This is a genomic window from Reyranella massiliensis 521, assembly GCF_000312425.1.
Lineage (GTDB): Bacteria > Pseudomonadota > Alphaproteobacteria > Reyranellales > Reyranellaceae > Reyranella > Reyranella massiliensis.
In genome coordinates, this window is record NZ_HE997181.1 from 1019549 (window position 1) to 1040555 (window position 21007).

Consider the following 21007-nt stretch of genomic DNA (forward strand, 5'->3'; position numbering starts at 1 on the left):
GCGGGGGGCGTACCCGTAGAGCGGCACGCCCCCCTAAATGCCCCATTAACTTCTACTTCTTCGGCGTGACCGCCATGATCAGCACCTGCGTGTCGATCGCCGTGAGATTGTCGCCGGGCTTGACGCGCGGGAGCTGGGCGCGGCCTTCGCCGGTCAGGACGTTGTAGGTGCGGACCTCGCCGCCACCGGGATTCACGACGGAGATTTTGCCGGCGCTGGGATCGACCGCCGTCACCCACCAGGTCGCTACCGACTGGTCGGCCATGACGCCCGCGGCGCGGTTGTTGCCGGTGGCACCGGCCACAACGTTGAGATTGCGATCGCGCGGCGTGCGCGCATTCGGCGCAGACAGGACGAAGCTCAACTTGTCCTCGAAGGCGATCGAGACGACGTCGCCGACCTTGGACGTGTCCATCTTGACGCCGTCGCTCACCCGATGCGTGAGAGAACGGCCGGCCGGACCCGTAAAGGTTATCGTGCGCTTGGCCGGGTCGATGGCAGTGATGGTCGCGTCAATGGAATAGGTGGTGACGGTCGAGATGCCGACGATCGGCTGGCTCTGCGCGAAAGCTGTGCCGAGCGTCGGCGCGGTCAGGGCGCCCGCGACGGCGGCCGTCATCAGAAAGCGTTTAGTAAGCATTGTATCTCCCTCCGTTGTTGCATCACGCTAACACGAGTGTTGGCGGATTCGCCACTGCACGCCTGTTACATTGAGATTGATTTTGATCAATCTTCCCGGCGGTATGCGCGTCATGACGATGCATGATGGCAAAGGCTACGCTCTGACAGGCGCCACCGCCGAGGTCCGCGATCTCTTCGAGCACGCGCTCGAGCTGCAGCGCCACTGTATCGGCGACTTGCTCGAAGCGTTCGCTCGAACCGCAGCCACGGTTTCAACGTGACGACGGCCTATCTCGCCGCCGATGGCTTCGAAGCCCAACTGCGTGAAGAACTTGCCCGCCGCGGCGTCGCCATTGCCACGGAGCATGGACGGCTTGTGGTCGCGGAGGGGGCGGCCGTACATGCGGCTTGGGCTGCCAATGTCTGGCATGAGTGCATCGAACTGCCCGTGGCTTCTATCAGCACGGCGGCCAAGTCGTTGCGCGACATCCAGCGCAATTGGGCAATGTATGCGCCGCTGCATCATCGTCGCGCTGCGCTGATCCAGGAGCGCCTGCCGCACGTCTCTGCCAAGCCGGTGATCTTTCCGGCTGCAGCTCCGACGGCCCCCTTGGGGTCCTGGACCCTGTTGGCGCCGGATCGGATGCTGGCCGCGCCCCGGTGCAGTTCGCCTTTTGCCAATGGCGAAGTCGAGCTTGTCGAGGACAAGGTGGGGCCGCCCAGCCGGGCCTACCTGAAACTATGGGAAGCGCTGGTGCGGCTGCGCCGTTGGCCGCAGCCCGGCGAACGCTGCCTCGATCTCGGCGCTTCGCCCGGCGGCTGGACCTGGGTACTGGCCAAGCTCGGTGCCGAGGTCGTGGCGATCGACAAGGCGCCTCTCGATCCGCGTGTTGCCGCGATGTCCGGCGTCGAGTGGCGCGGCGAGAGCGCCTTCGCGCTGGAGCCGGCCAGCATCGGCCCGGTCGACTGGCTGTTCTCCGACGTCATTTGCTATCCCGCGCGCCTGCTGCGGCTGGTGGAACGCTGGCGGGCGACGGGCCAGGTGAAGAACTTCGTCTGCACCATCAAGTTCCAGGGCGAGACGGATCACGAAACGGCGGAGGCCTTTGCCGCCTTGCCGGGCGCCAAGGTCCTGCATCTCCACAACAACAAGCACGAGCTGACGTTCATGCTCGTCACCGCGTCATGATCTTGAACGCGGTGTCTGGTGACACAAGAAGCCGGTACGGCGTGTCCGGAGAAGTCGGATTTGACGCTCCAAGGCCCTGTGAAAAATATGGTCCCCGGAATGGCCCACGGGGCATCACGAGCAAGGAAGGGAAAATGCAACGTTTGACGCGCCTCGGCGCGTTTCTCTACGCAGATTGGACGGGGCGTCTTCATCAGCCTCGTCCGGTCGCTGGTTGGCGAGGAGTCATGCATGGCTGCTAGCTTGGGAGTCGCCGATTACGATGTCGCCGTCGTCGGCGGTGGTCTGGTCGGCGTTGCTACCGCCTGGGGGCTGGCGCGCGAGGGCTGCCGGGTCGTCGTGCTCGACGAAGGCGATCGTGCGGTGCGCGCAAGCCGTGGCAACTTCGCGTTGGTCTGGGTGCAGAGCAAAGGACTGGGGCTCGCCCCCTATGCCGGTTGGACGGTCCGGTCTTCCAACGCCTGGGGTGGCTTCTCCGATCTCCTGAAGCAGGAGACCGGGCTCGACGTCTGCTTCCAGCGGCCGGGCGGCTTCCACCTCGCTTTGTCGGAGAAGGAACTGGAGGCACGCGCCGATACGCTGAAGCGGCTGCACAACCAGCCGGGAATCGTCGAGTACAGGACCGAGATCTTGGACCATTCGCAGGTGGCCAGGATGCTGCCGGACATTGGTCCCGAAGTGGTCGGCGGCAGCTATTGCCCGCTCGATGGCCATGTGAACTCGCTGCGCCTGTTCCGCACCCTGCACACGGCCATCAATGCGCGCGGTGTGACCTACCTGCCCAGTCATCGGGTGGAGAAGATCACTAAGGAAGGCGGCGAGTTCCGTCTCACGACGGCGCATGGCGAGATCCGGGCGGGCAAGGTGGCGCTGGCCGCCGGCAACGCCAACATGCGATTGGCCCCCATGGTCGGGCTGGAAGCGCCGATGCGGCCGGAGCGCGGCCAGATCGTCGTGACCGAGCGGCTGCGGCCTTTCCTCAACTATCCCGTCGTCACTTTGCGCCAGACCGACGAGGGCACGGTGATGATCGGCGACTCCAAGGAGGAGAGCGTCGATCCGGCCGGCCTTACGATCGGCGTCAGCGCGACCGAAGCCGAGCGCGCGGTCCGGCAGTTTCCGCTGCTCGCCAACGTGAACGTGGTGCGGACCTGGAGCGCCATCCGCGTCATGACCCAGGACGGCTTTCCCATCTACGACGAGTCCGAGACGCACCCCGGCGCCTTCACCGTCTGCTGCCATTCCGGCGTGACGCTCGCCGCCAACCATGCGCTCACCGTCGCGCCCATGATTGCCCGCGGTGCGCTCGACAAGTCGCTCGTCGCTCCCTTCAGTGCCCGGAGGTTCCATGTTCAAGAGGCTGGCTGATGCCGGTGCTGCCGTCGCGATCACGGTCGACGGCAAGCCTGTCGCGGCACGGTCGGGGGATACGGTCGCGGCCGCGCTGCTGGCGGCCGGCATCGACCATTGCCGCACCACGCCGGTCACCGGGGCACCTCGCGCGCCTTACTGTCTGATGGGCGTGTGCTTCGAGTGTCTGGTGACGGTCGATGGCGTGGGCAGTCGCCAAGGCTGCCTGATCCCGGTGTGTGAAGGCATGAAGGTCGAGACACAGATCGGCAAGCGGGAGGCTGGGCGATGACAACCGCCTCCGATCTCGCTCCCTCCTACGATCTGGTCGTCATCGGCGGCGGGCCGGCAGGCCTCGCCGCGGCCTCGCTTGCTGCTCGTGCGGGCGTCTCCACCGTCCTGTTCGACGAGAATCCCGGCATCGGCGGTCAGATCTATCGCGCCATCACGACGACGCCCGTCGCCGATCGCTCGATCCTGGGCGAGGACTATTGGGCGGGCGCCGAGTTGGCGGCCGAAGCCCGGGCCAGCGGCGCCTTGATTGTGAATGGCGCCACGGTCTGGAGCCTCGATCCTCAGAAAATCGTTGGGGTCTCCATCGCCGGCAAGGCGCGCATGATCGAGGCCAAGCGCGTGATCATCGCCACGGGCTCGCAGGAACGCCTGTTTCCCATTCCCGGCTGGACTCTGCCGGGCGTCATGACGGCGGGTGGTGCGCAGACGGCGCTGAAGGCGCAGGGATTGGTGCCGAGCGGCCGCACGGTCATGGCAGGAAGTGGCCCGCTGCTCTGGCTGCTCGCGGCGCAGACCTTGCGTGCCGGTGGGAGGATCGACGCCATCCTCGACACCACGCCGTGGCGCAACTGGTTGCAGGCGCTGGTCCATCTGCCCGACTTCGCCCTCTCGCCATATTTCGCCAAAGGCCTGGCGCTGCTGCGCGAAGTGAAGGCGAAAGTGCCCGTGCATCGCGTCGACAAGATCGAGGCGGTGGGCAAGGAGAAGCTCGGCGAAGTCGTCTTTGCGAGCGGCGGCCGCGAGCGGCGCCTGCCCGCCGATCTGTTGCTGCTCCATCAAGGTGTCGTGCCTAACGTCAACCTCGCCAATGCGGCCGGCGTTGCGCATCTTTGGAATGACCGGCAACTCTGCTTCGTGCCGGTGCTCGACGCCGATTTCGGCAGCTCCGTTCCCGGCATCGCCGTGGCCGGCGACGGTGCGGGCATCGCAGGTGGCACGGCGGCGGCCGAGCGTGGCCGCATCGCTGCCATTGCCGCGGTCCGTACCTTGCGTCCGGAAGCGACGCTGCCTGACACTCAGGCAATCCGTCAGAAGCTGCAACGCGAGGAGATGGGGCGTGCGTTCCTCGATTGGCTGAACCGTCCGGCCGACTCTTTCCGTCAGCCCGAGGGCGAGACGCTCGCCTGTCGCTGCGAGGAAGTGACCGCCAAGCAGGTGCGCGACATGGCCCGCATCGGCTGCGAGGGGCCGAACCAGATGAAGGCCTTCCTGCGCTGTGGCATGGGGCCATGCCAGGGCCGGCTATGTGGCCTCACCGTCACCGAGCTGATTGCGGCGGAGAGGAAGATGACGCCTGCCGAGGTCGGTTACTACCGCCTGCGGCCGCCGGTGAAGCCGATCACCCTGGCGGAACTCGCCTCGCTGCCGATCAGCGAAGCCGAGCGCAAGGCGGTGGAGCGCTGACATGGCCCGCACGGCCGACGTCGTCATCGTCTGCGGCGGCATTCACGGCCGCTCGACGGGCTGGGGATCGACCGCTTGGGGCAATAGTCCGCCGCCGATTGCCCGGAGGTCGTTCACGAGAGCTGAAACGGAAGCTGCGTGACGGCCGGTTCATCGCGGTTCAGGATGATCGTTGCGGAAGATCGACATCGACATCCTGCAACCGAAGGAGGAGGTGAACATGAAGTACCAAGGTGGCTGCTTCTGTGGTGCGGTCGGACTCGAGGTCACAGGGGCGCCGGAAGCCATGGGCTATTGCCATTGCCAATCCTGCCGGTCGTGGTCGGGCGGTCCGGTGAATGCCTTCAGCCTCTGGAAGCCCGACGCCGTGCGCGTTACGTCAGGGGCGGAGCATATTGCCACCTTTGCCAAGACCCCGCTCAGTGAGCGGAAGTACTGCACAAAGTGCGGTGGTCACCTGATGGCCAACCACCCGCCGCTCGGGCTGGTCGATGTCTTTGCGGCAACCATCCCGACGCTTGCCTTCGCGCCGGCAGTCCACGTGAACTACGCCGAGACGGTGCTGCGGATGAAGGACGGCCTTCCCAAGCTCAAGGACTTCCCGGCCGAGTTTGGCGGCTCGGGCGAGATGCTCGCCGAATAATCAGGCCGTCAAGCTAGCGTGAGGCGCTGCGCCAGTCGTAGCCCAGTCGCGGGAAATGTACGGTGACGTCGCCGACCTCGGGATCGTTGCGCAGCAGGGCGATCTCGTGCGCGTCGATGAACGTCACCTCGCCCTCGACCCAATCCTTGGCATTATCGGCGGGGCGGATGCGCGCGCCCTGTCCGGGCTGGGGATCGCCTTCCTGCGGCTGCGAGGGGCGCGGTGTCGCCGGCGTCGCAGCGCGTGCCTCGGCAAGCGCCTCGTCGGCCTCGATATTCGTGCGCTTGCCATGGCCGATCGCGGCCATGCGGTCGCGCCAGGCGAGAAGGCGGGGATAGGGCGCAAGCTCGTGGCGGCAGTCGATGTGACGGCCGCGATAGAACCAGACGACATGGTAGGTCGCGAAGTCGGCGATGCACGGCGTGTCGCCCAGCAGGTAGGGGCGTCCGTCGGCCAGCATGTCGGCGATCCAGCGGATCTGCGGCCGCACAAGATGGAGGTTGCGCGTCGCAGCCTTGCGCACGGCTTCGATGGACGGGACCGGCAAGCCATGCAGCTTGGCACGATCCTCGTGCAGCCCTTCCGGCATGTGCTCCGCGTTGATGCCGGACACATAGAGCGCCGTCGGTCGCATGAACTGATGCTCGGCCCACCAGGCGATGGCGTCGGCGGAACCCGACGTCTTCGCCGGGAAGAAACTGGGTTCGGGTACGCGCCGTTCGAGTTCGCGGGCGATCAGCCGGGTGTCGCACCACACATCGGCGCCGTCTTGCAGTACCGGCGTGCGGCGGTAGCCGCCGGTCAATGGCGTCAGTTTCGGTTTCGGATTGATCGGCGGGATCTCGACGCTGCGCCAAGCCAGGCCCTTGAAGCCCAGCATCAGGCGCGCCTTCTCGGCGAAGTTGGAGAAGTCGTAGTTGTGCAGGATGAGACTGGTCATGAATCTGTCCGTTGGCTGGCGGCCGGTGCGCCGATGCGATAGGGGACCTCGCCCTTCACCGCGTCAGACGTCCATCACATAGTAGACCTTCTTCTCGCGCCGCATCCCGAGACGGTCGTAGAAGCGCTGGGAGCCGGCATTCTCTTCGCCGGTCGTCCACAGAACGCGCGTATCGCCCCGCTGTTCGGCAAGCGCACGGATGCCGTCGATGAGTTTCTCTCCGACACCGGCCGAGCGCGCATTGCCCATGACGTAGAGTTCTTTGAGGTACAGGCCGTGTGTCAGCTTCGGGCCGGGAAAGTAGGGGTTGAGGATGGCGAATCCCACCAGCGGGCCGCCGTCCTGTTCCGCTACCAGGCACATGGTACCGCCAGGCGGCGATTCGATCAGGAAGGAAGCCCCCGTGGCCCCGGCACCGTCGGCAACCGGGTTGCCGTAGTGGCGCTCATGATCTTCCAGAAGGAAGGCGAGCTGGGCCTCGTCGCCACTCCGTGCGTGCCTGATTTGCATGGCGATCCGTCTAACATCGCTGGCCCGGGCGGGCAAAGACGGTCAAAATCCTGCCATTGAAATTCGAGGACAAGGCACACGATGGACGGCGTGGTGAACATCGAGGATCTGCGGAAGCTCGCCAAGAAGCGGCTGCCCAAGATTGCATACGACTTCATCGAGGGTGGCACCGACGATGAAGTCGGCCTTGTTACCAACGAACAGGCCTTCCGCAAGGCACGCATCGTGCCGCGTTATCTTGTTGATGTTTCGGTGCGCGATCAGTCGACGACGCTGTTCGGCCGTACCTATTCGAGTCCGATCGGGATCGCGCCGACGGGCCTTGCCGGCCTGTTTCGCCATGGCGCCGACCTGATGCTGGCGGAAGCCGCGCGCGACGCCAATGTGCCCTTCATCATGTCGGGCTCCAGCACCGGCTCGATCGAGGATCTCGGCAAGCTGGCGCCTGATCATGGCTGGTATCAGCTCTATTCCGCCAAGGACCAGGCGGTTTCCGAAGACATGATCAAGCGGTCCGCCGATGCCGGCCTGCACACCCTGGTCTTCACGGTCGACGTGCCGGAAGGTTCCAACCGCGAGCGCAACACGCGCAACGGCTGGGGGCGGCCGCTGAAGCTCACCTGGAAGACCAAGTTCGAGGCGCTGCTGCATCCGGCCTGGATGATGCAGTGGCTGAAGCATGGCACGCCCTATTTCGACAACTGGGCCAAGTATGCCGGCCCCGACGCCACGGCCGAGAAGGTGGCGGATCTCGTCGCCTATCAGAATCGGGCACCGATGAGCTGGAAGCATGTCGAGCGCTTCCGTGAGTTGTGGAAGGGCAATTTCGTGTTGAAGGGGATCATGCACCCCGAAGACGCGATCCGGGCCCATTCGCTGGGTGTCGACGGCATCATGGTGTCGAACCACGGCGCACGTCAGCTCGACCTCGCGCCGTCGCCGCTGGAAGTGCTGCCGGCGATCCGTGACGCGGTCGGCGACAAGATGACGGTGATGTTCGATGGCGGCGTGCGCCGCGGCCTCGATGCTATCATCGCCCTCTGCATGGGGGCCAAGTTCGTCTTCGTCGGCCGGCCCACGCTCTACGGTGTCACGGCGGGCGGCGTCGCGGGAGCCGCCAAGGCCCTGCAGATCTTCCGCCGTGAAGTCGATATCAGCATGGCCCAGATCGGTGCGACCAAGATCGCCGATCTCGGCCCGCAGTTCCTGATGTGGAAGGACGAGGAGGATCTGCGCCGCAACCGGCGCTGATCACCTGGATTCCATCGAAGGCACAGGGCCGCTCACTCGCCAGACAGGATTGTTGGTTCTGGCGTGCGGAGAGCAGATGCGCGCCACCTTTGTCGGCACCTAACCGAGCTTCACGCCGGATCGTGGCAGCAGACGCCGAGCTTGTTGCCGTCGAGGTCGCGGAAGTAGGCGCCGTAGTAGTTCGCATGATATTGCGGCCGGAGCCCCGGCGCGCCCTCCGAGACGCCGCCAGCGGCCAGTGCCGCGGCGTAGGCGCGGTCGACGGAGGATCGGTCCGGCGCAAGGAAGGCGGTCATGTGGCCGTTGCCGCAATGGGCTGGCGCGCCGTCGAAGGGGCGGCCGATCAGGAAAAGCGGTCGTGTCCGATCCGGTGCCTGCCAACCACCCCAGCCCCTCTCTGGCTCGTAGAAACGGACCTTCAGGCCGAGGTGAGGCAGGACAGAACTGTAGAAGCGCCAGGCGCGTTCCAGGTCGGCAACGCCGATATGGATGTGAGAGATCATGGCTGCTCCATGCTGCTTCCGGGCGCGACTCCAATGCGGGAACGATCCTCGAGAGCAAGAACGCGCGCTCGACCGATGACCGCATGAAAAAGCCGGATCTCTTCGATCCGGCTCCAAGGTATTGCGGTTGACCGGCACGCTTCGCTCGTGAAGCGCAAACCGTGGGCGGTGATCTCGGGATCGACATCACCGCCGGGATTGTCGCGCGGGAACGGGCCGCGCGGTCGCCGCGCTTACTGCACGACCTCGAACAGGCCGGCCGCGCCCATGCCGCCACCGATGCACATCGTGACGACGACGTTCTTGGCCTTGCGGCGACGGCCCTCGAGCAGGGCGTGGCCGACGCAACGCGCGCCGGTCATGCCGAACGGATGGCCGATCGAGATCGAGCCGCCGTTGACGTTCAGCTTGTCGTTGGGGATGCCGAGCTTGTCGCGGCAGTAGAGCACCTGCACGGCGAAGGCTTCGTTCAGCTCCCAGAGGTCGATATCATCCATCTTGAGGCCGAACCGCTTCAGGAGCTTGGGCACGGCATAGACCGGGCCGATGCCCATCTCGTCGGGCTCGCAGCCGGCCACGACCAGGCCCTTGTAGATGCCCAGCGGATTGAGGCCGCGCTTGGCAGCTTCGGCATCGCTCATGACGACCGCAGCCGAGGCGCCGTCGGAGAGCTGGCTGGCGTTACCGGCGGTGATCCACTTGTCGGGACCCATGACCGGCTGCAGCTTGGCGAGACCTTCGAGGGTCGTGTCGGGACGGTTGCCTTCGTCCTTGGTGAGCTTGGTCTTTTTCTTCGAGGTCTCTTTGGTGTTCTTGTCGACGACGAGCATCTCGGTTTCCATCGCCACGATCTCGTCGTCGAATTTGCCGGCCTGCTGCGCCGCCGCGGTGCGGAGCTGGCTCTGCAAGGAATACTCATCCTGCGCTTCGCGGCTGACCTTGTAGCGTGCCGCAACCGTGTCGGCGGTCTGGATCATCGAGTGATAGATGCCCGGCACATGCTCCTGGACCCAGGGATTGACCAGGCGGTTCTTGTTGCCGCCCGGCGGGCCCTGGACCAGCGAGATCGACTCAAGGCCGCCGCCGATGACGACGGTGGCCTTGTCGACCAGCACGCGCTGCGCGGCCATCGAAATGGTCTGCAGGCCCGAGGAGCAGAAGCGGTTCACCGTGACGCCCGAGACGCTGACCGGGGCGCCGGCACGGATTGCCGCGACGCGGGCCACGTTCGAGCCGGTCGTGCCTTCCGGCGCGCCGCAGCCCATGATCACGTCCTCGATTTCGCCGAGGTCGACCTTGGCGCGCTCGGCGGCGTGCTTGATCACATGCGCGCCCATGTCGGCGCCGTGGGTGTCGTTGAAGATGCCCCGGAATGCCTTGCCGATCGGCGTGCGGGCAGTCGAGACGATAACGGCATCAGCCATTTTATTTTCCTCCGGTTCGAATTGATCAGACGGTAGAGAACTTCTTGCCTTCCTGCACCAGCTTCTTGAGAAGCGGGGCGGGCTCCCAGAACGGGTCGCCGGAGGCATCGCGATACTTCAGCAGGGCGTCGTGAATGGTCTTGAGGCCCACGACATTGTCGGCCCACCACATCGGGCCGCCGCGATAGACGGGCCAGCCGTAGCCGTTGACCCAGATCACGTCGATGTCGAGCGCGCGCTGGGCCATGCCTTCTTCCAGAATCTTGGCGCCCTCGTTCACCATCGGGAAGAGTGCGCGCTCCATGATCTCCTGATCGGAGATCGCGCGGCGGGTGATGCCGAGCTTCTTCGAGGTCTCCTCGATGATCTTCTCGACCTCGGGATCGGGGATCGGCGTGCGGTCGGGCAGGTTGTACTTGTAATAACCCGCGCCGGTCTTCTGGCCGAAGCGGCCGAGCTCGCAGATCGCGTCGGCGACGTAGCCGGTGTAGCGCACGTTGCGCTTTTCCTTCTCCTTCTTGCCCTGGCGGATGCGCCAGCCCACGTCGTTGCCGGCGAGGTCGCTCATCGCGAAGGGCCCCATCGGGAAGCCGAAATCGTAGACCACCTTGTCGATCTGCTGGGGAAGGGCGCCTTCCTCCATCATGTAGGCCGACTGCACGCCGCGCATGCGCAGCATGCGGTTGCCGACGAAGCCTTCGCAGACGCCGACCAGCACGGGAATCTTGCCGATCTTCTTGGAGAACGACATGACCGTGGCGATGACATCCTTCTCGGTCGCCTTGCCACGCACGTTCTCCAGCAGCTTCATGACGTTGGCCGGCGAGAAGAAGTGCATGCCGATCACGTCGCCCGGCCGCTTCGTGTAGTTGGCGATCTGGTTGACGTCGAGGCCGGAGGTGTTCGTGGCCAGGATGGCGCCGGGCTTGGCGACCTCGTCCAGCTTCTTGAAGACGGCTTCCTTGACCTCCATGGTCTCGAACACCGCTTCGATGACGAGATCGACGTCCTTGAGGTCGCCGTAGTCGAGCGTCGGCTTGATCAGCGCCATGCGCTTCTCGACGTCTTCGGCCTTCATGCCGCCGCGCTTGGCGGTGTTCTCGTAGTTGGTGCGGATGGTCTTCAGGCCGCGGTCGAGTGCCTCCTGCGAGGTCTCGAGCAGCGTGACAGGCACGCCGGCATTGGCAAAGTTCATGGCGATGCCGCCGCCCATCGTGCCGGCACCGATGATGCCGCCGGTCTTGATCGTACGCTGGGGCGTGTCGGACGGGACGTCGAGTACCTTGGCCGCCTCGCGCTCAGCGAAGAAGTAATAGCGCTGCGCCGCCGACTCCGACGAGGTCAGCAGCTCGACGAACAGCTCGCGCTCGCGCTTCATGCCCTCGTCGAACGGCAGTTCGACGGCGGCCTGCACGCACTTGATGATGTTCCACGGCGCCTTGAAGCCGCGGGCCTTGCGGGCGATCGCCTTCTCGGTCTCGGCGAAGAGGTCGGGCGATTCTAAGGTCACGCTGAGGTCGCGCACCCGCCGCCGCGGCGCGTTCTGGGCCACCAGCATCTGGGCATGGGCGACAGCGCCCTTCAGCAGGTCGTCGCCTTCGACCAGCGCGTCGACGATGCCCTTGTTCTTGGCTTCGGGGGCGGGGATGTGCCGGCCGGAGAGGATCGCATCGAGCGCATACTTGGCGCCGGTGAGGCGCGGCAGGCGCTGGGTGCCGCCGGCGCCCGGCAGCAGGCCGAGATGGACCTCCGGCAGGCCGAGGCGCGTGCTGGGCAGGGCCACGCGATAGTGGGCGCCAAGCGCGGTTTCGAGACCGCCGCCCAGCGGTGTGCCGTGTAGCGCGGCCACGATCAGCTTGGGCGAGTTTTCCATCGTGGCGATGACGTCGTTCAGGTTGGCGCCCTTGGGGGGCTTGCCGAACTCGCGGATGTCGGCACCGGCGATGAAGGTGCGGCCACCGCCGATCAGCACAATAGCGTCGACATTGGCATCCTGGGCGAAGGCGTCGATACCTTCCTTGATGCCGTCGCGGACGGCGGCCGCCAGCGCGTTTACCGGCGGATTATTGATGGTGAGGATACCGATGCGCCCCTCTATGGAGCGGATGACAGCGTCGGACATGGACGTTCTTCCCTGGTAAGTGCCGGTTTCGGGGGCATGGTCTTAGCAATCCCTGCGCGCGCCGCCCAGCGACTACGCGTTTCGCTTTGCGGAGAAAGGTGCATTTACACAGCCTAGCGGCCCATAAACGCGGTCGCTATGCATCGCCGCGAAAAAAATACTCTGGAGGACATGAGGCAATGCCGAACCTGATCACGACCCGCCGCGGCCTTCTGCGCACGAGCGCAGCTGCCGGCCTGACGCTTTCAGCACCGTCCATTGTCCGTGCCCAGGGCACTTGGCCCAGCAAGCAGATCACCATGGTGGTGAACTTTCCGGCAGGCGGCCTGACGGACGGCATTGCGCGCGCCTTCAGCCAGCATGTCAGCCAGGCGACGGGGCAGCAGGTTGTCGTCGATAACAAGCCCGGCGCCAGCGGCAACATCGGTGCAGCGATGGTCGCCCGTGCGCCGGCCGATGGCCATACGTTCCTGCACTCGGTGTCGAGCACGCTGATTCAGAACCGCGTCATGTTCAAGACGCTCGGCTTCGACCCTGACAAGGACTTCACCATCGTCTCGGGCACGCCGTCGGGCGTGCTTCCGGTGGTCGTGCACAAGTCGGTGCCGGTGACGAACCTCAAGGACTTCATCGGCTACGCCCGGACCAACAAGGTCAACTTCGGCTCCTGGGCGCTCGGCTCCTCGGCCCATATCTTCGCCCAGGCGCTGAACGAGAAGTACGGCCTCAAGATAGAGATCGTGACCTACAAGGGCGAAGCGCCGATGTGGCAGGACATGGGCGCCGGCTCGCTGCAGGCTGCGATGGGCAGCCCGCAGGCGATGAACGCTCTCCTGGTGAAGGGCGAGATTCGCGGCATAGCGGCGCCATCGAAGGTCCGTGCCGTACAGCTTCCCGACGTTCCGACCTCGCGGGAGCAGGGCTTCGACGACGATTCCTTCACCGTGTCGGGCTGGCTGGCGCTGGCGGCACCGGCCGCCACGCCCAAGGACATCGTGAAGAAGATGTCCGATCTCTGGTTTGCGGCCGCCGACTCCGAACCCGGCCGCAAGATGATGCAGAGCTTCGGTCTCGTCGAAAAGCCGCTGCAGCATGAAGAGGTGATGGTCGACTACGAACGGCTGAAGTCGACCCTCATCCCGCGCATCGTGGCGTTGGGCCTCAAGCCCGAGTAATCACGCGCTTCACGTTCTCGGAGAGCCAGCGCGCGAGGCCGGTCACCCGCGCGTCCTCGTGCTGCTGGCCCATGAGCTGGACGCCGACGGGCATGCCGTCGACGCTCATCAGCGGCACCGTCACGACCGGCGCGAAGAGCATCGAGCTCGGCGCATTGAACACGAAATCGCCGGTCGGCCGCGGCGCCAGCGGCTGGCCCGGCACGTCGCCCGACCAGAGCGGCGCGGGTCCGGGGCAGGCAAGCGTAATCGCGGCATCTGCCAGCGACGCCAGCAAGGCATGGGTCTGCTGTGCCATCTGGCGGGCGAGAAGCGCGGCCCGGTAATCGTCCGGCGTCATCGCCTCGGCTTTGGCGAGAGTGGCCTTGGCGCGCTCGCTGACACCGGCCGGATTGTTGTCGACGATGCCGCGCTGACCCCAGCGGTTCTCCCAGCTCGTGATGCCATTGCACACGGCGCGGCCATTGGCGATCGACCGTTCCAGCGCTTCGACCAACGGATTGTCCTTGCGCCGGATCAGGGTCACGCCCGCATCGTGCAGCTGCTTCAGCACGGCCTCGAAGCCATTCCTGGTCGCTGCGTCGACATCGGGCCATCCCTCGGTTTCGAGCACGATCAGCCGGTTGGGCTTCGACGACGCCGGCAACGTCGACGGGCCCATCAGGCCGACGGCTCCGCGATCACCGCCGGCGCGCTGGGCGATCTCGATGGCGACCTGCCACATATCCTCCAGGCTACCGGCATGAGGACCGTGCGTGCTCTGGCTGGTCGCCTGGCGTTCGCCACGGTTGAGGCCGCCCTGCGTCGGCTTCAGTGCGAAATTTCCACAATAGGCCGCGGGCCGAATGATCGAGCCGCCGACCTGGGTGCCGATTGCAGCCGGAACCATGTTGGCGCCCACGGCGGCGGCGGAGCCGGAGGAAGAGCCGCCGGGCGTGCGAGCAGGATCGAACGGATTGGTGGTGGCGCCGGGATGCGAACCGCCCAGCTCTGCGGTCACGGCCTTGGCGAGGATCACTGCACCCGCCTGGCGCAGCGCCCAGACGGCCGCATTGTCGCGCTTGGGGAAGTTTCCCTTGAAAGCGACGCAACCCATCTCGGTCGGCATGTCTTTGGTTTCGAGCAGGTCCTTGATGGCAAGCGGCATGCCGTCGATCAGCGACAGCGGCTTGCCTTGCTTCCAACGCACGGTGCTGGCATCGGCAGCCGTACGGGCACCTGCTTCGTTGATGGCAGTGAACGCCTTTACCACGGGCTCGCGGGCCGCGATGGTTTCCAGGCATCGTTCGAGATAGGCGCGCGGCGTGTCGCTGCCATCGCGGAAGCGCTGTGTCGCGTCGTGAAAGGTAAGGGGCTTGTAATCCTGATACGCGGTCATTGTCTCTTCGTCCTCGGTCGGTAAGGTCGGAGCTGACCTTACCCCTACCTCGGGCGTTTGTTCGCGTTAAACTCCGATCGTTTGAAAGGCGGCTTCATGACGACCAAGCGACCCCGTATCGAAGGATTCGCGATCGTATCCCGCGAGGGCATGATTGCCGGCTCGGACGCCTCCTTTCCAGAGGGCCTGAAGGTTCCGGGCGACCAGAAATTCTATCAGGACTCGCTCGACCGGGTTTCCGCCGTGGCCAACGGTCGGCATTCGGCCGAGGGCGGCCCCAAAGAAGCGGCGCGCAAACGCATCGTGCTGACGCGACGGGTCGAGCGCATCGTGCCGGATCCCCGGAACGCCAATGCCGTGCTGTGGAATCCGGCGACGGCGCCATTCGAGGAGGCATGGATGAAGCTGGGCGTGCCCGATGGCACTCTGGCCGTGGTGGGCGGAACCGACGTGTTCGGCCTGTTCCTCAACATCGGCTACGACGTGTTCTATCTGACCCGCGGACATGCAAGCGTCCCGCGCGGCCGGCCGGTCTTTCCCGGCGTCGGTCACGGCGTGACGCCGGAAGACGTGCTGCAGAAGCACGGCATGGTGTTGCGCAGCAGCCGGGTGATCGACGAAGCCACCGGGACGCAGGTCGAGGAGTGGGTCGCCAAGGGCTAGAAGTCGACGACCATCCCGTCGTGAGCTGCTTCGAGGGCGATCTCGCCCTGCCGACCGAGCAACTCGGCGCTCATATGCGTGACGATCGTACGCTTCGCGCCGATCTCCGGCAGATGTCGGCTGAGTGTCGTGTAGTCGATGTGGTATTTCATCACCTTGTCGAAGAAATAAGCTTCGCAGATGAAGAGATCGGCGTCGCGGCCTGCGGGGATGAGTTCCTCGACCCACTCGGTGTCGCCCGAGTAGGTGAGCACCTTGTCTTCGGTTTCGATCCTGAGCGCATAGGATGGTGCGCCGCTATAGTGCTTCATCAGGTAGGGGGTGACGGCAAGCCCATCGAACTCGACCCTTTCGTGCAGTTCAAGCTCACGAATCTCCAGGGCGAACTTGCGCTCGACCTTGGTGGAGCCCGCGAACATCGCTTCCATGACGACCATCAGCCGTTCCCGGAAGCCCGGTGGGCCGGCCAGGACGAGCGGTGCGGTGCGACGACTGACGAGCTGGGCATCGAGCAGGAAGAAGGGCAGGCCGCCGAAATGGTCGCCATGCAGATGGCTCACCAACACGGTCGAGATGCTATTGGGATCGACGCCCCACTTGCGGATCGCAACCATGGACGAAGCACCGCAATCGATCAGAACATTGCCCTGTTGAGAGCGTTCGAGATGGAAGCAGGTATTGAACCGTCCGCCGCTGCCGAAGGCATCGCCGGAACCCAGAAACTGGAGACGCATAAATTACCGACTACGTTGTTTATTAAGGTGCCTGCTCGAGGCTCGACACTTCGTTGGTGAGCGTCGTGCGCCGCATGTCGCGGACTTCCTTGGAGTTGAAGCGCCGCGCGCGATGCATGGTGACGCGATTGTCCCATATCACCAGGTCGAACGGCCGCCAGACATGCGCGTAGACGAACTGTCGTTGCGTTGCGTGCTCGTTGAGGTCGCGCAGGAAGGCACGCGCCTCTGGTACCGGCCAGCCTTCGATCTCGCCGGCATGGCTCGCGAGATAGAGCGAGAGGCGTCCGGTGTTCGGATGGCGTCGGACGAGGCGCTGGCGCACGGGCGCCCATTTCATCCGCTCGGCCTCGGTGAAGTCCTCGAAGCCCAGCATGCCGCGCGAATAGATCTGGCTGTGCCGGCAGATGAGATCGTGCACCTCGCGCTTCGTCTCTTCGTCCAGCGCATCGTAGGCTGCCCGCATGTCGGCGAACTCGGTGTTGCCGCCGGCCGCCGGGATCGTGCGGGCAGAGAGGAGGGAATACTTGGCCGGCACGTCCTTGAAGGAACTGTCGGAGTGCCAGAGCAGATTGCCCAGGCTGAACAACCGGCGGCGGTCGTCGCGGGCCAGCACGTTGCCGTTCACATCGAGATTGGAAATGTCGTTGAGGTCCATGCTCATGCGCCGCTGCTCCGGCGGCATGATGTCTCCCGTCGCCTGTTCGAGCGGCCCGAGCTGGCGACTGAAGGCGAGCTGGCTCTCGTCGTCGAGCCGCTGGTCGTGGAACACCAGTACGCCGTACTCGTCCATGCCGGCATGGATGGCCGCCACCTCTGCATCGGAGAGAGGGCGGGTGAGATCGATGCCCGACACCTCGCCGGCGAAGAAGGCGCGGTTCGCGGGATCGATGGGACGAATGTCGATCGTCATGATGGGCCGAGCCTAGCAGACGCACGGGCTGCCTGACAGGGGGCGGCTGGAATGGGCTCCGCTCTTCCCCTGTCTCTTGACGGGGGCAGGGAAGGATAATACATTTGAACAGTTATTCAAATGTCGAAAACAAAGAAAACAATCCTGTCCGACGACCATGCCGTAGCGCTGGCCGATCTGTTCCGTCTGCTGGGGGATCCGACGCGGCTGCGGATCGTCGTATCCTGCTTGCGCACGCCATTGGCAGTCTCTGATATCGCTGACCGGCTGGGCCTTTCGGTATCTCTGGTGAGCCATCATCTGCGGCTGCTGAAGGGCGCCCGGCTGGTGCGGGCGGATCGGCAGGGCAAGCAGGTTTACTACGAGGCGGACGATGCTCATGTCCGCCGCATGATCGAGGATATGGTCAGTCACATCGCCGAGCACTGAGGAGGGAGCGGAAAATGAGCGCCCATTGCTGCGATCACGGCCACGAGCATGCTTCCGCCGCCGCGGCGTCGCCGGTCTACCGGCGCGTCCTGAGGGTGGCCCTGGCCGTGAATCTCGCCATGTTCGTGGTCGAGATCGGCGCCGGTCTCGCCGCCGAATCGGTGTCGCTGCTGGCCGACTCGCTCGACTTTCTGGGCGACGCCGGCAACTACGCCATCAGCCTCTTCGTGCTGGGCATGGCGCTGCACTGGCGCGCCCGCGCCTCGCTGGTGAAGGCCGCCAGCATGGCGGCGTTCGGCGCCTGGGTTGCCATCACCACGATCGGTCATGCGATGGCGGGCACGGTGCCCGAAGCGCCCGTGATGGGCGTGGTGGGCGCGCTGGCGCTGGCCGCCAACTTCGGCGTCGCGCTGCTCCTCTATCGCTGGCGCAACGGCGACAGCAACATGCGGTCTGTCTGGATCTGCACGCGCAACGACGCGATCGGCAATCTGGCGGTGCTGGCGGCCGCGTTGGGCGTGTTCGGCTCGGGCAGCGGCTGGCCGGACTATCTTGTCGCCGCGATCATGTCCGGCCTTGCCCTTGTCGGTGCCGTCCAGGTGACGCGCGCGGCCGTAGCCGAGCTGCGTCACGCCCGTGAAAGCGGGCCTCAGGCGGTCGGAAGCTTGTAGCTCTCGAACTGCTTGCGCAGCGCCGTCTTCAGGATCTTGCCGGTGGCACCATGTGGGATGGCGTCGATGAACTGCACGTCGTCGGGCATCCACCACTTGGCGATCTTGCCGTCGAGGTACTTCAGGATATCGCCCTTGGTGACATCGGCATCGGGGCGCCGCACGACGATCATCAGGGGCCGCTCGTCCCACTTGGGGTGAGCCACGCCGATCACGGCCGCTTCGGCCACGCCCGGGCAGCCCATGGCGGCATTCTCGAGGTCGATCGAGCTGATCCACTCGCCGCCCGACTTGATGACGTCTTTGGAACGGTCGGTGATGACGACTGAGCCGTCGGTCTCGATCTTGCAGACGTCGCCGGTGTGGAACCAATCGTCTTCGACGAACTGGTTCTTGCCGTCGCCTTTCATGTAGCCTTTCACGATCCACGGCCCGCGCACGACCATGTTGCCGGAGACGCTGCCGTCCATGGGCAGGTCGTTGCCGGCGTCGTCGACGATCTTCATCTCGCATCCGAAGACGGGGCGCCCCTGCTTGGCGGTGATGGCAAAGCGCTCGGCGTCGGGCAGGTTGCGCTCGCCCTTGTTGAAGCGCGTGAGGGTGCCGAGCGGGCTCATCTCGGTCATGCCCCAGCCTTGCGCCACTTCGATTTCATGCTCCTTCCAGAAGCGCTCGATCATCGCGTAGGGCACGGCCGACCCGCCGATCAGCGAGCGTTTGACCGAAGACATTTTGAGCTTGTTCTGCGCGCAGTAGTCGAGCAGGGCCAGCCACACCGTTGGCACGCCGGCGCTCAGCGTCACCTGCTCCTTGTCGAGCAGCTCGTAGATGCTGGCGCCGTCCAGCTTGAAGCCGGGGAACACCAGCTTGGTGCCGCAGAATGGTCCCGCGTAGACGAGGCCCCAGGCATTGGCGTGGAACATCGGCACCACCGGCAGGATGGTGGTGTCGGGATCGAGCGCCAGCACCGGGCCCGACGCCATCATCATCGAATGGATCATCGTCGAGCGGTGCGAATAGAGCACGCCCTTGGGATTGCCAGTCGTACCTGAAGTGTAGCAGAGCGACGAGGCGGTCTTCTCGTCGAACTCCGGCCACTTGAGCGTGCCGGGCTTGTCGGCGATCAGCTCCTCGTAGCAGAGCAGGTTGGGGATCTTGCTCGACGTCGGCATGTGGGCGCGGTCGGTCATGACCACGACATGCTTCACCGTCTTGAGCTGCTCGAACACGCCTTCCACGACCGGCATGAGGTTCAGGTCGACGAAGATTACTTTGTCTTCGGCATGGTTGGCGATGTACGCGACATGCTCGGGCGCCAGGCGCGGGTTGATCGTGTGCAGCACCGCGCCGATGCCGGAAATGCCGAAATAGAGCTCGAAGTGGCGGTAGGTATTCCACGCGATGGTGCCGACCCGGTCGCCGAGCTTGATGCCTAGTCCCTGCAGCGCCTCGGCCACCTGCTTGGCGCGCTTCTGCGCATCCCTGTAGCCGTAGCGATGGATCGGTCCCTCGACCGTGCGCGTCACGATCTCGACATCGGGGTAGGCGGCGGCCGCAAAGTCGATGATCTGCGAAATCAGCAGCGGACGGTCTTGCATCAATCCCAGCATGGCGTTTCCTCTGTTACGCACGCCGCTCGGTATGAAGGCTTCGAAGATTGATGAGCGGCTTTAGGTTTGGTTCTAGACCGAGTCCCTGGCCGCCGGGAAGCGACACAGTGCCCTCATGGGCCGCCATCAAGTCGCCCAGCAGACCTTCGCGCAGCGGGTTGGGGTTGGCATCCACTTCCAGGAGGCCGGGGCCGCGGACGGCGGCCAGCAAGTGCAAGGAATGCATAAGCCCGATGGCGCCGCCCAGGAAGTGGGGGCAATAGGTGCGGCCGGCCGCCCGGGCGGCGCGCGCCACGGGCAGGCAGCCGGAATGGCCGCCCCATTTGGCGGCGTCGGGCTGGATCACCCCGAACAGGCCGCTGTCGGCCATCTCCTGAAAAGGACCGGCACCGCGCAGATTTTCACCCGCGGCCAGCTGCGTCGGCGCGGCTGCTGCAACCTGCGTCCACTCGGCGAGGGGGCGATCGGCCATCAGCGGCTCCTCGATCCACTGCAAGCCGAACTCGGCGAATTTCGGCACCATGGCGCAGGCAGTGCGGAGATCCCAGCCCTGGTTGACATCGACCATCAGCCGTTCGCCGGTCTTCAGCTCACGTGCAACCGGCCGCAGCGTGTCGAGGTCTGTTTCGGTGCCGAAGCCGACCTTGATCTTGAAGGCGCGATAGCCCGCCGCCCGCATGCGGCCGACGGTGTCGTAGGCGGAGCGGCCGGGATTGAGGCCCGAGGCGTAGATCGGGAGGGGCGAATCGTCCGTGCCGCCCAGGGCCCGCCACAGCGGCAGGCCGCGCTTGCGGGCGCGCAGATCGTGGATCGCCAGATCAAGACCCGCCGCCGCGGCAGACAGGGCGCCGGCATCGCCGCTCTGCACGCGCAGCACATGCAGCGCGCGGTCGATCTCGGCCCACAGGGCGACGGGATCGTCGAGCGATTTGCCCAGTGCCCGCGGCGCTACGATATCGGCGAAGAGCAGCGCGCGGTGCTCGGCGGCTGCATTGGGGAAGTTGCACCAGATTTCGCCCCAGCCACGTGCGCCGTCGGAATCCTCGACGCGCACGAAGACGGCGACGCGCTCCGTCATCGTCCCGAAGGACGTGCGGACCGGCTCCTTGATGGGGGTACGAAAGACGTGGGCTTCTACGCGGGCAAGCGTGGCGGTACTCATTCGAGCTTGATGTCCTTCTCG

Annotated in this window: 22 protein-coding genes; 11 read left to right on the forward strand and 11 right to left on the reverse strand. The window is 65.3% G+C overall.

Annotated elements, in window-relative coordinates; genetic code table 11:
• Positions 1-52: 52 nt before the first annotated feature.
• Positions 53-640 (reverse strand): hypothetical protein, encoded by a 588-nt coding sequence (locus BN60_RS04975; protein WP_148283328.1) that lies wholly within the window; start codon positions 638-640, stop codon positions 53-55.
• An 82-nt stretch (positions 641-722) separates the two neighbouring features.
• On the opposite strand from BN60_RS04975, the gene BN60_RS04980 reads away from it, so the two are divergent.
• From BN60_RS04980 to BN60_RS05005, 6 genes are all read left to right on the forward strand, one after another.
• Positions 723-902 (forward strand): hypothetical protein, encoded by a 180-nt coding sequence (locus BN60_RS04980; protein WP_020694898.1) that lies wholly within the window; start codon positions 723-725, stop codon positions 900-902.
• Positions 899-1810 carry an SAM-dependent methyltransferase gene (locus tag BN60_RS31400; protein WP_020694899.1) on the forward strand — a complete coding sequence of 304 codons (912 nt, stop codon included), beginning with the start codon at positions 899-901 and terminating at the stop codon, positions 1808-1810. The genes BN60_RS04980 and BN60_RS31400 overlap by 4 nt, the downstream gene beginning before the upstream one ends.
• Before the next feature lie 231 nt (positions 1811-2041).
• Positions 2042-3178 carry an NAD(P)/FAD-dependent oxidoreductase gene (locus BN60_RS04990; RefSeq protein WP_020694900.1) on the forward strand — a complete coding sequence of 379 codons (1137 nt, stop codon included), beginning with the start codon at positions 2042-2044 and terminating at the stop codon, positions 3176-3178.
• Positions 3159-3452 carry a (2Fe-2S)-binding protein gene (locus BN60_RS04995; RefSeq protein ID WP_020694901.1) on the forward strand — a complete coding sequence of 98 codons (294 nt, stop codon included), beginning with the start codon at positions 3159-3161 and terminating at the stop codon, positions 3450-3452. Before BN60_RS04990 ends, BN60_RS04995 begins: the two co-directional genes overlap by 20 nt.
• Complete coding sequence (locus BN60_RS05000; RefSeq protein WP_020694902.1) at positions 3449-4858, forward strand: FAD/NAD(P)-dependent oxidoreductase; 1410 nt, start codon at positions 3449-3451, stop codon at positions 4856-4858. The genes BN60_RS04995 and BN60_RS05000 overlap by 4 nt, the downstream gene beginning before the upstream one ends.
• A 220-nt stretch (positions 4859-5078) precedes the next feature.
• Positions 5079-5501 carry a GFA family protein gene (locus tag BN60_RS05005; RefSeq protein WP_043284845.1) on the forward strand — a complete coding sequence of 141 codons (423 nt, stop codon included), beginning with the start codon at positions 5079-5081 and terminating at the stop codon, positions 5499-5501.
• A gap of 13 nt (positions 5502-5514) precedes the next feature.
• On the opposite strand, the gene BN60_RS05010 is transcribed toward BN60_RS05005, so the two are convergent.
• Entirely contained in the window at positions 5515-6441 is a 927-nt protein-coding gene (locus BN60_RS05010) for a glutathione S-transferase family protein (RefSeq protein WP_020694904.1), read from the reverse strand.
• 63 nt (positions 6442-6504) lie between these two features.
• On the reverse strand, positions 6505-6951 hold the full coding sequence (locus BN60_RS05015; RefSeq protein WP_020694905.1) for a GNAT family N-acetyltransferase: 447 nt from the start codon (positions 6949-6951) through the stop codon (positions 6505-6507).
• Between the two features lie 81 nt (positions 6952-7032).
• Here BN60_RS05015 and BN60_RS05020 point away from each other — a divergent pair, with 81 nt between their 5' ends.
• Positions 7033-8202 carry an alpha-hydroxy acid oxidase gene (locus tag BN60_RS05020; protein ID WP_020694906.1) on the forward strand — a complete coding sequence of 390 codons (1170 nt, stop codon included), beginning with the start codon at positions 7033-7035 and terminating at the stop codon, positions 8200-8202.
• A 110-nt stretch (positions 8203-8312) separates the two neighbouring features.
• On the opposite strand, the gene BN60_RS05025 is transcribed toward BN60_RS05020, so the two are convergent.
• The 3 genes from BN60_RS05025 to BN60_RS05035 all read right to left on the reverse strand — a co-directional run bounded on the left by BN60_RS05025 (position 8313) and on the right by BN60_RS05035 (position 12251).
• A complete protein-coding gene (locus tag BN60_RS05025; protein ID WP_020694907.1) occupies positions 8313-8705 on the reverse strand; it encodes a VOC family protein in 393 nt (130 codons plus the stop codon).
• A gap of 233 nt (positions 8706-8938) precedes the next feature.
• Complete coding sequence (locus BN60_RS05030; RefSeq protein WP_020694908.1) at positions 8939-10129, reverse strand: acetyl-CoA C-acyltransferase; 1191 nt, start codon at positions 10127-10129, stop codon at positions 8939-8941.
• Between the two features lie 25 nt (positions 10130-10154).
• Positions 10155-12251, reverse strand: a complete 2097-nt coding sequence (locus tag BN60_RS05035) for a 3-hydroxyacyl-CoA dehydrogenase NAD-binding domain-containing protein (RefSeq protein ID WP_020694909.1) — start codon at positions 12249-12251, stop codon at positions 10155-10157.
• Positions 12252-12430: 179 nt separating this feature from the next.
• On the opposite strand from BN60_RS05035, the gene BN60_RS05040 reads away from it, so the two are divergent.
• Positions 12431-13426, forward strand: a complete 996-nt coding sequence (locus BN60_RS05040; RefSeq protein WP_020694910.1) for a Bug family tripartite tricarboxylate transporter substrate binding protein — start codon at positions 12431-12433, stop codon at positions 13424-13426.
• Here BN60_RS05040 and BN60_RS05045 read toward each other — a convergent pair.
• On the reverse strand, positions 13413-14804 hold the full coding sequence (locus tag BN60_RS05045; RefSeq protein WP_020694911.1) for an amidase: 1392 nt from the start codon (positions 14802-14804) through the stop codon (positions 13413-13415). The genes BN60_RS05040 and BN60_RS05045 overlap by 14 nt on opposite strands.
• Positions 14805-14900: 96 nt before the next feature.
• On the opposite strand from BN60_RS05045, the gene BN60_RS05050 reads away from it, so the two are divergent.
• Complete coding sequence (locus BN60_RS05050) at positions 14901-15467, forward strand: dihydrofolate reductase family protein (protein WP_020694912.1); 567 nt, start codon at positions 14901-14903, stop codon at positions 15465-15467.
• Here the strand turns inward: BN60_RS05050 and BN60_RS05055 are convergent.
• Both BN60_RS05055 and BN60_RS05060 read right to left on the reverse strand, forming a co-directional pair.
• Positions 15464-16201, reverse strand: a complete 738-nt coding sequence (locus BN60_RS05055; protein ID WP_020694913.1) for an MBL fold metallo-hydrolase — start codon at positions 16199-16201, stop codon at positions 15464-15466. The genes BN60_RS05050 and BN60_RS05055 overlap by 4 nt on opposite strands.
• A 22-nt stretch (positions 16202-16223) precedes the next feature.
• A complete protein-coding gene (locus tag BN60_RS05060) occupies positions 16224-17114 on the reverse strand; it encodes a TauD/TfdA dioxygenase family protein (protein ID WP_020694914.1) in 891 nt (296 codons plus the stop codon).
• Between the two features lie 120 nt (positions 17115-17234).
• Here BN60_RS05060 and BN60_RS05065 point away from each other — a divergent pair, with 120 nt between their 5' ends.
• Positions 17235-17543: an ArsR/SmtB family transcription factor gene (locus BN60_RS05065; RefSeq protein ID WP_020694915.1), complete on the forward strand. Its 309-nt coding sequence runs from the start codon at positions 17235-17237 to the stop codon at positions 17541-17543.
• 14 nt (positions 17544-17557) lie between these two features.
• The gene (locus BN60_RS05070; RefSeq protein ID WP_020694916.1) at positions 17558-18214 is read left to right on the forward strand and encodes a cation efflux transmembrane domain-containing protein; all 657 of its coding nucleotides are present in this window, start codon (positions 17558-17560) and stop codon (positions 18212-18214) included.
• On the opposite strand, the gene BN60_RS05075 is transcribed toward BN60_RS05070, so the two are convergent.
• Positions 18193-19824: a long-chain-fatty-acid--CoA ligase gene (locus BN60_RS05075; protein WP_020694917.1), complete on the reverse strand. Its 1632-nt coding sequence runs from the start codon at positions 19822-19824 to the stop codon at positions 18193-18195. The genes BN60_RS05070 and BN60_RS05075 overlap by 22 nt on opposite strands.
• Positions 19825-19837: 13 nt before the next feature.
• On the reverse strand, positions 19838-20986 hold the full coding sequence (locus BN60_RS05080) for a mandelate racemase/muconate lactonizing enzyme family protein (protein WP_020694918.1): 1149 nt from the start codon (positions 20984-20986) through the stop codon (positions 19838-19840).
• Between the last annotated feature and the right edge of the window lie 21 nt (positions 20987-21007).

Excerpts from the sequence above, each read along its gene's own strand:
- BN60_RS04975 (WP_148283328.1), bottom strand. The coding sequence starts at position 640 with ATGCTTACTAAACGCTTTCTGATGACGGCCGCCGTCGCGGGCGCCCTG.
- BN60_RS04990 (WP_020694900.1), top strand. The coding sequence starts at position 2,042 with ATGGCTGCTAGCTTGGGAGTCGCCGATTACGATGTCGCCGTCGTCGGC.
- BN60_RS04995 (WP_020694901.1), top strand. The coding sequence starts at position 3,159 with ATGTTCAAGAGGCTGGCTGATGCCGGTGCTGCCGTCGCGATCACGGTC.
- BN60_RS05000 (WP_020694902.1), top strand. The coding sequence starts at position 3,449 with ATGACAACCGCCTCCGATCTCGCTCCCTCCTACGATCTGGTCGTCATC.
- BN60_RS05005 (WP_043284845.1), top strand. The coding sequence starts at position 5,079 with ATGAAGTACCAAGGTGGCTGCTTCTGTGGTGCGGTCGGACTCGAGGTC.
- BN60_RS05010 (WP_020694904.1), bottom strand. The coding sequence starts at position 6,441 with ATGACCAGTCTCATCCTGCACAACTACGACTTCTCCAACTTCGCCGAG.
- BN60_RS05015 (WP_020694905.1), bottom strand. The coding sequence starts at position 6,951 with ATGCAAATCAGGCACGCACGGAGTGGCGACGAGGCCCAGCTCGCCTTC.
- BN60_RS05020 (WP_020694906.1), top strand. The coding sequence starts at position 7,033 with ATGGACGGCGTGGTGAACATCGAGGATCTGCGGAAGCTCGCCAAGAAG.
- BN60_RS05025 (WP_020694907.1), bottom strand. The coding sequence starts at position 8,705 with ATGATCTCTCACATCCATATCGGCGTTGCCGACCTGGAACGCGCCTGG.
- BN60_RS05030 (WP_020694908.1), bottom strand. The coding sequence starts at position 10,129 with ATGGCTGATGCCGTTATCGTCTCGACTGCCCGCACGCCGATCGGCAAG.
- BN60_RS05035 (WP_020694909.1), bottom strand. The coding sequence starts at position 12,251 with ATGTCCGACGCTGTCATCCGCTCCATAGAGGGGCGCATCGGTATCCTC.
- BN60_RS05040 (WP_020694910.1), top strand. The coding sequence starts at position 12,431 with ATGCCGAACCTGATCACGACCCGCCGCGGCCTTCTGCGCACGAGCGCA.
- BN60_RS05045 (WP_020694911.1), bottom strand. The coding sequence starts at position 14,804 with ATGACCGCGTATCAGGATTACAAGCCCCTTACCTTTCACGACGCGACA.
- BN60_RS05050 (WP_020694912.1), top strand. The coding sequence starts at position 14,901 with ATGACGACCAAGCGACCCCGTATCGAAGGATTCGCGATCGTATCCCGC.
- BN60_RS05055 (WP_020694913.1), bottom strand. The coding sequence starts at position 16,201 with ATGCGTCTCCAGTTTCTGGGTTCCGGCGATGCCTTCGGCAGCGGCGGA.
- BN60_RS05060 (WP_020694914.1), bottom strand. The coding sequence starts at position 17,114 with ATGACGATCGACATTCGTCCCATCGATCCCGCGAACCGCGCCTTCTTC.
- BN60_RS05065 (WP_020694915.1), top strand. The coding sequence starts at position 17,235 with ATGTCGAAAACAAAGAAAACAATCCTGTCCGACGACCATGCCGTAGCG.
- BN60_RS05070 (WP_020694916.1), top strand. The coding sequence starts at position 17,558 with ATGAGCGCCCATTGCTGCGATCACGGCCACGAGCATGCTTCCGCCGCC.
- BN60_RS05075 (WP_020694917.1), bottom strand. The coding sequence starts at position 19,824 with ATGCTGGGATTGATGCAAGACCGTCCGCTGCTGATTTCGCAGATCATC.
- BN60_RS05080 (WP_020694918.1), bottom strand. The coding sequence starts at position 20,986 with ATGAGTACCGCCACGCTTGCCCGCGTAGAAGCCCACGTCTTTCGTACC.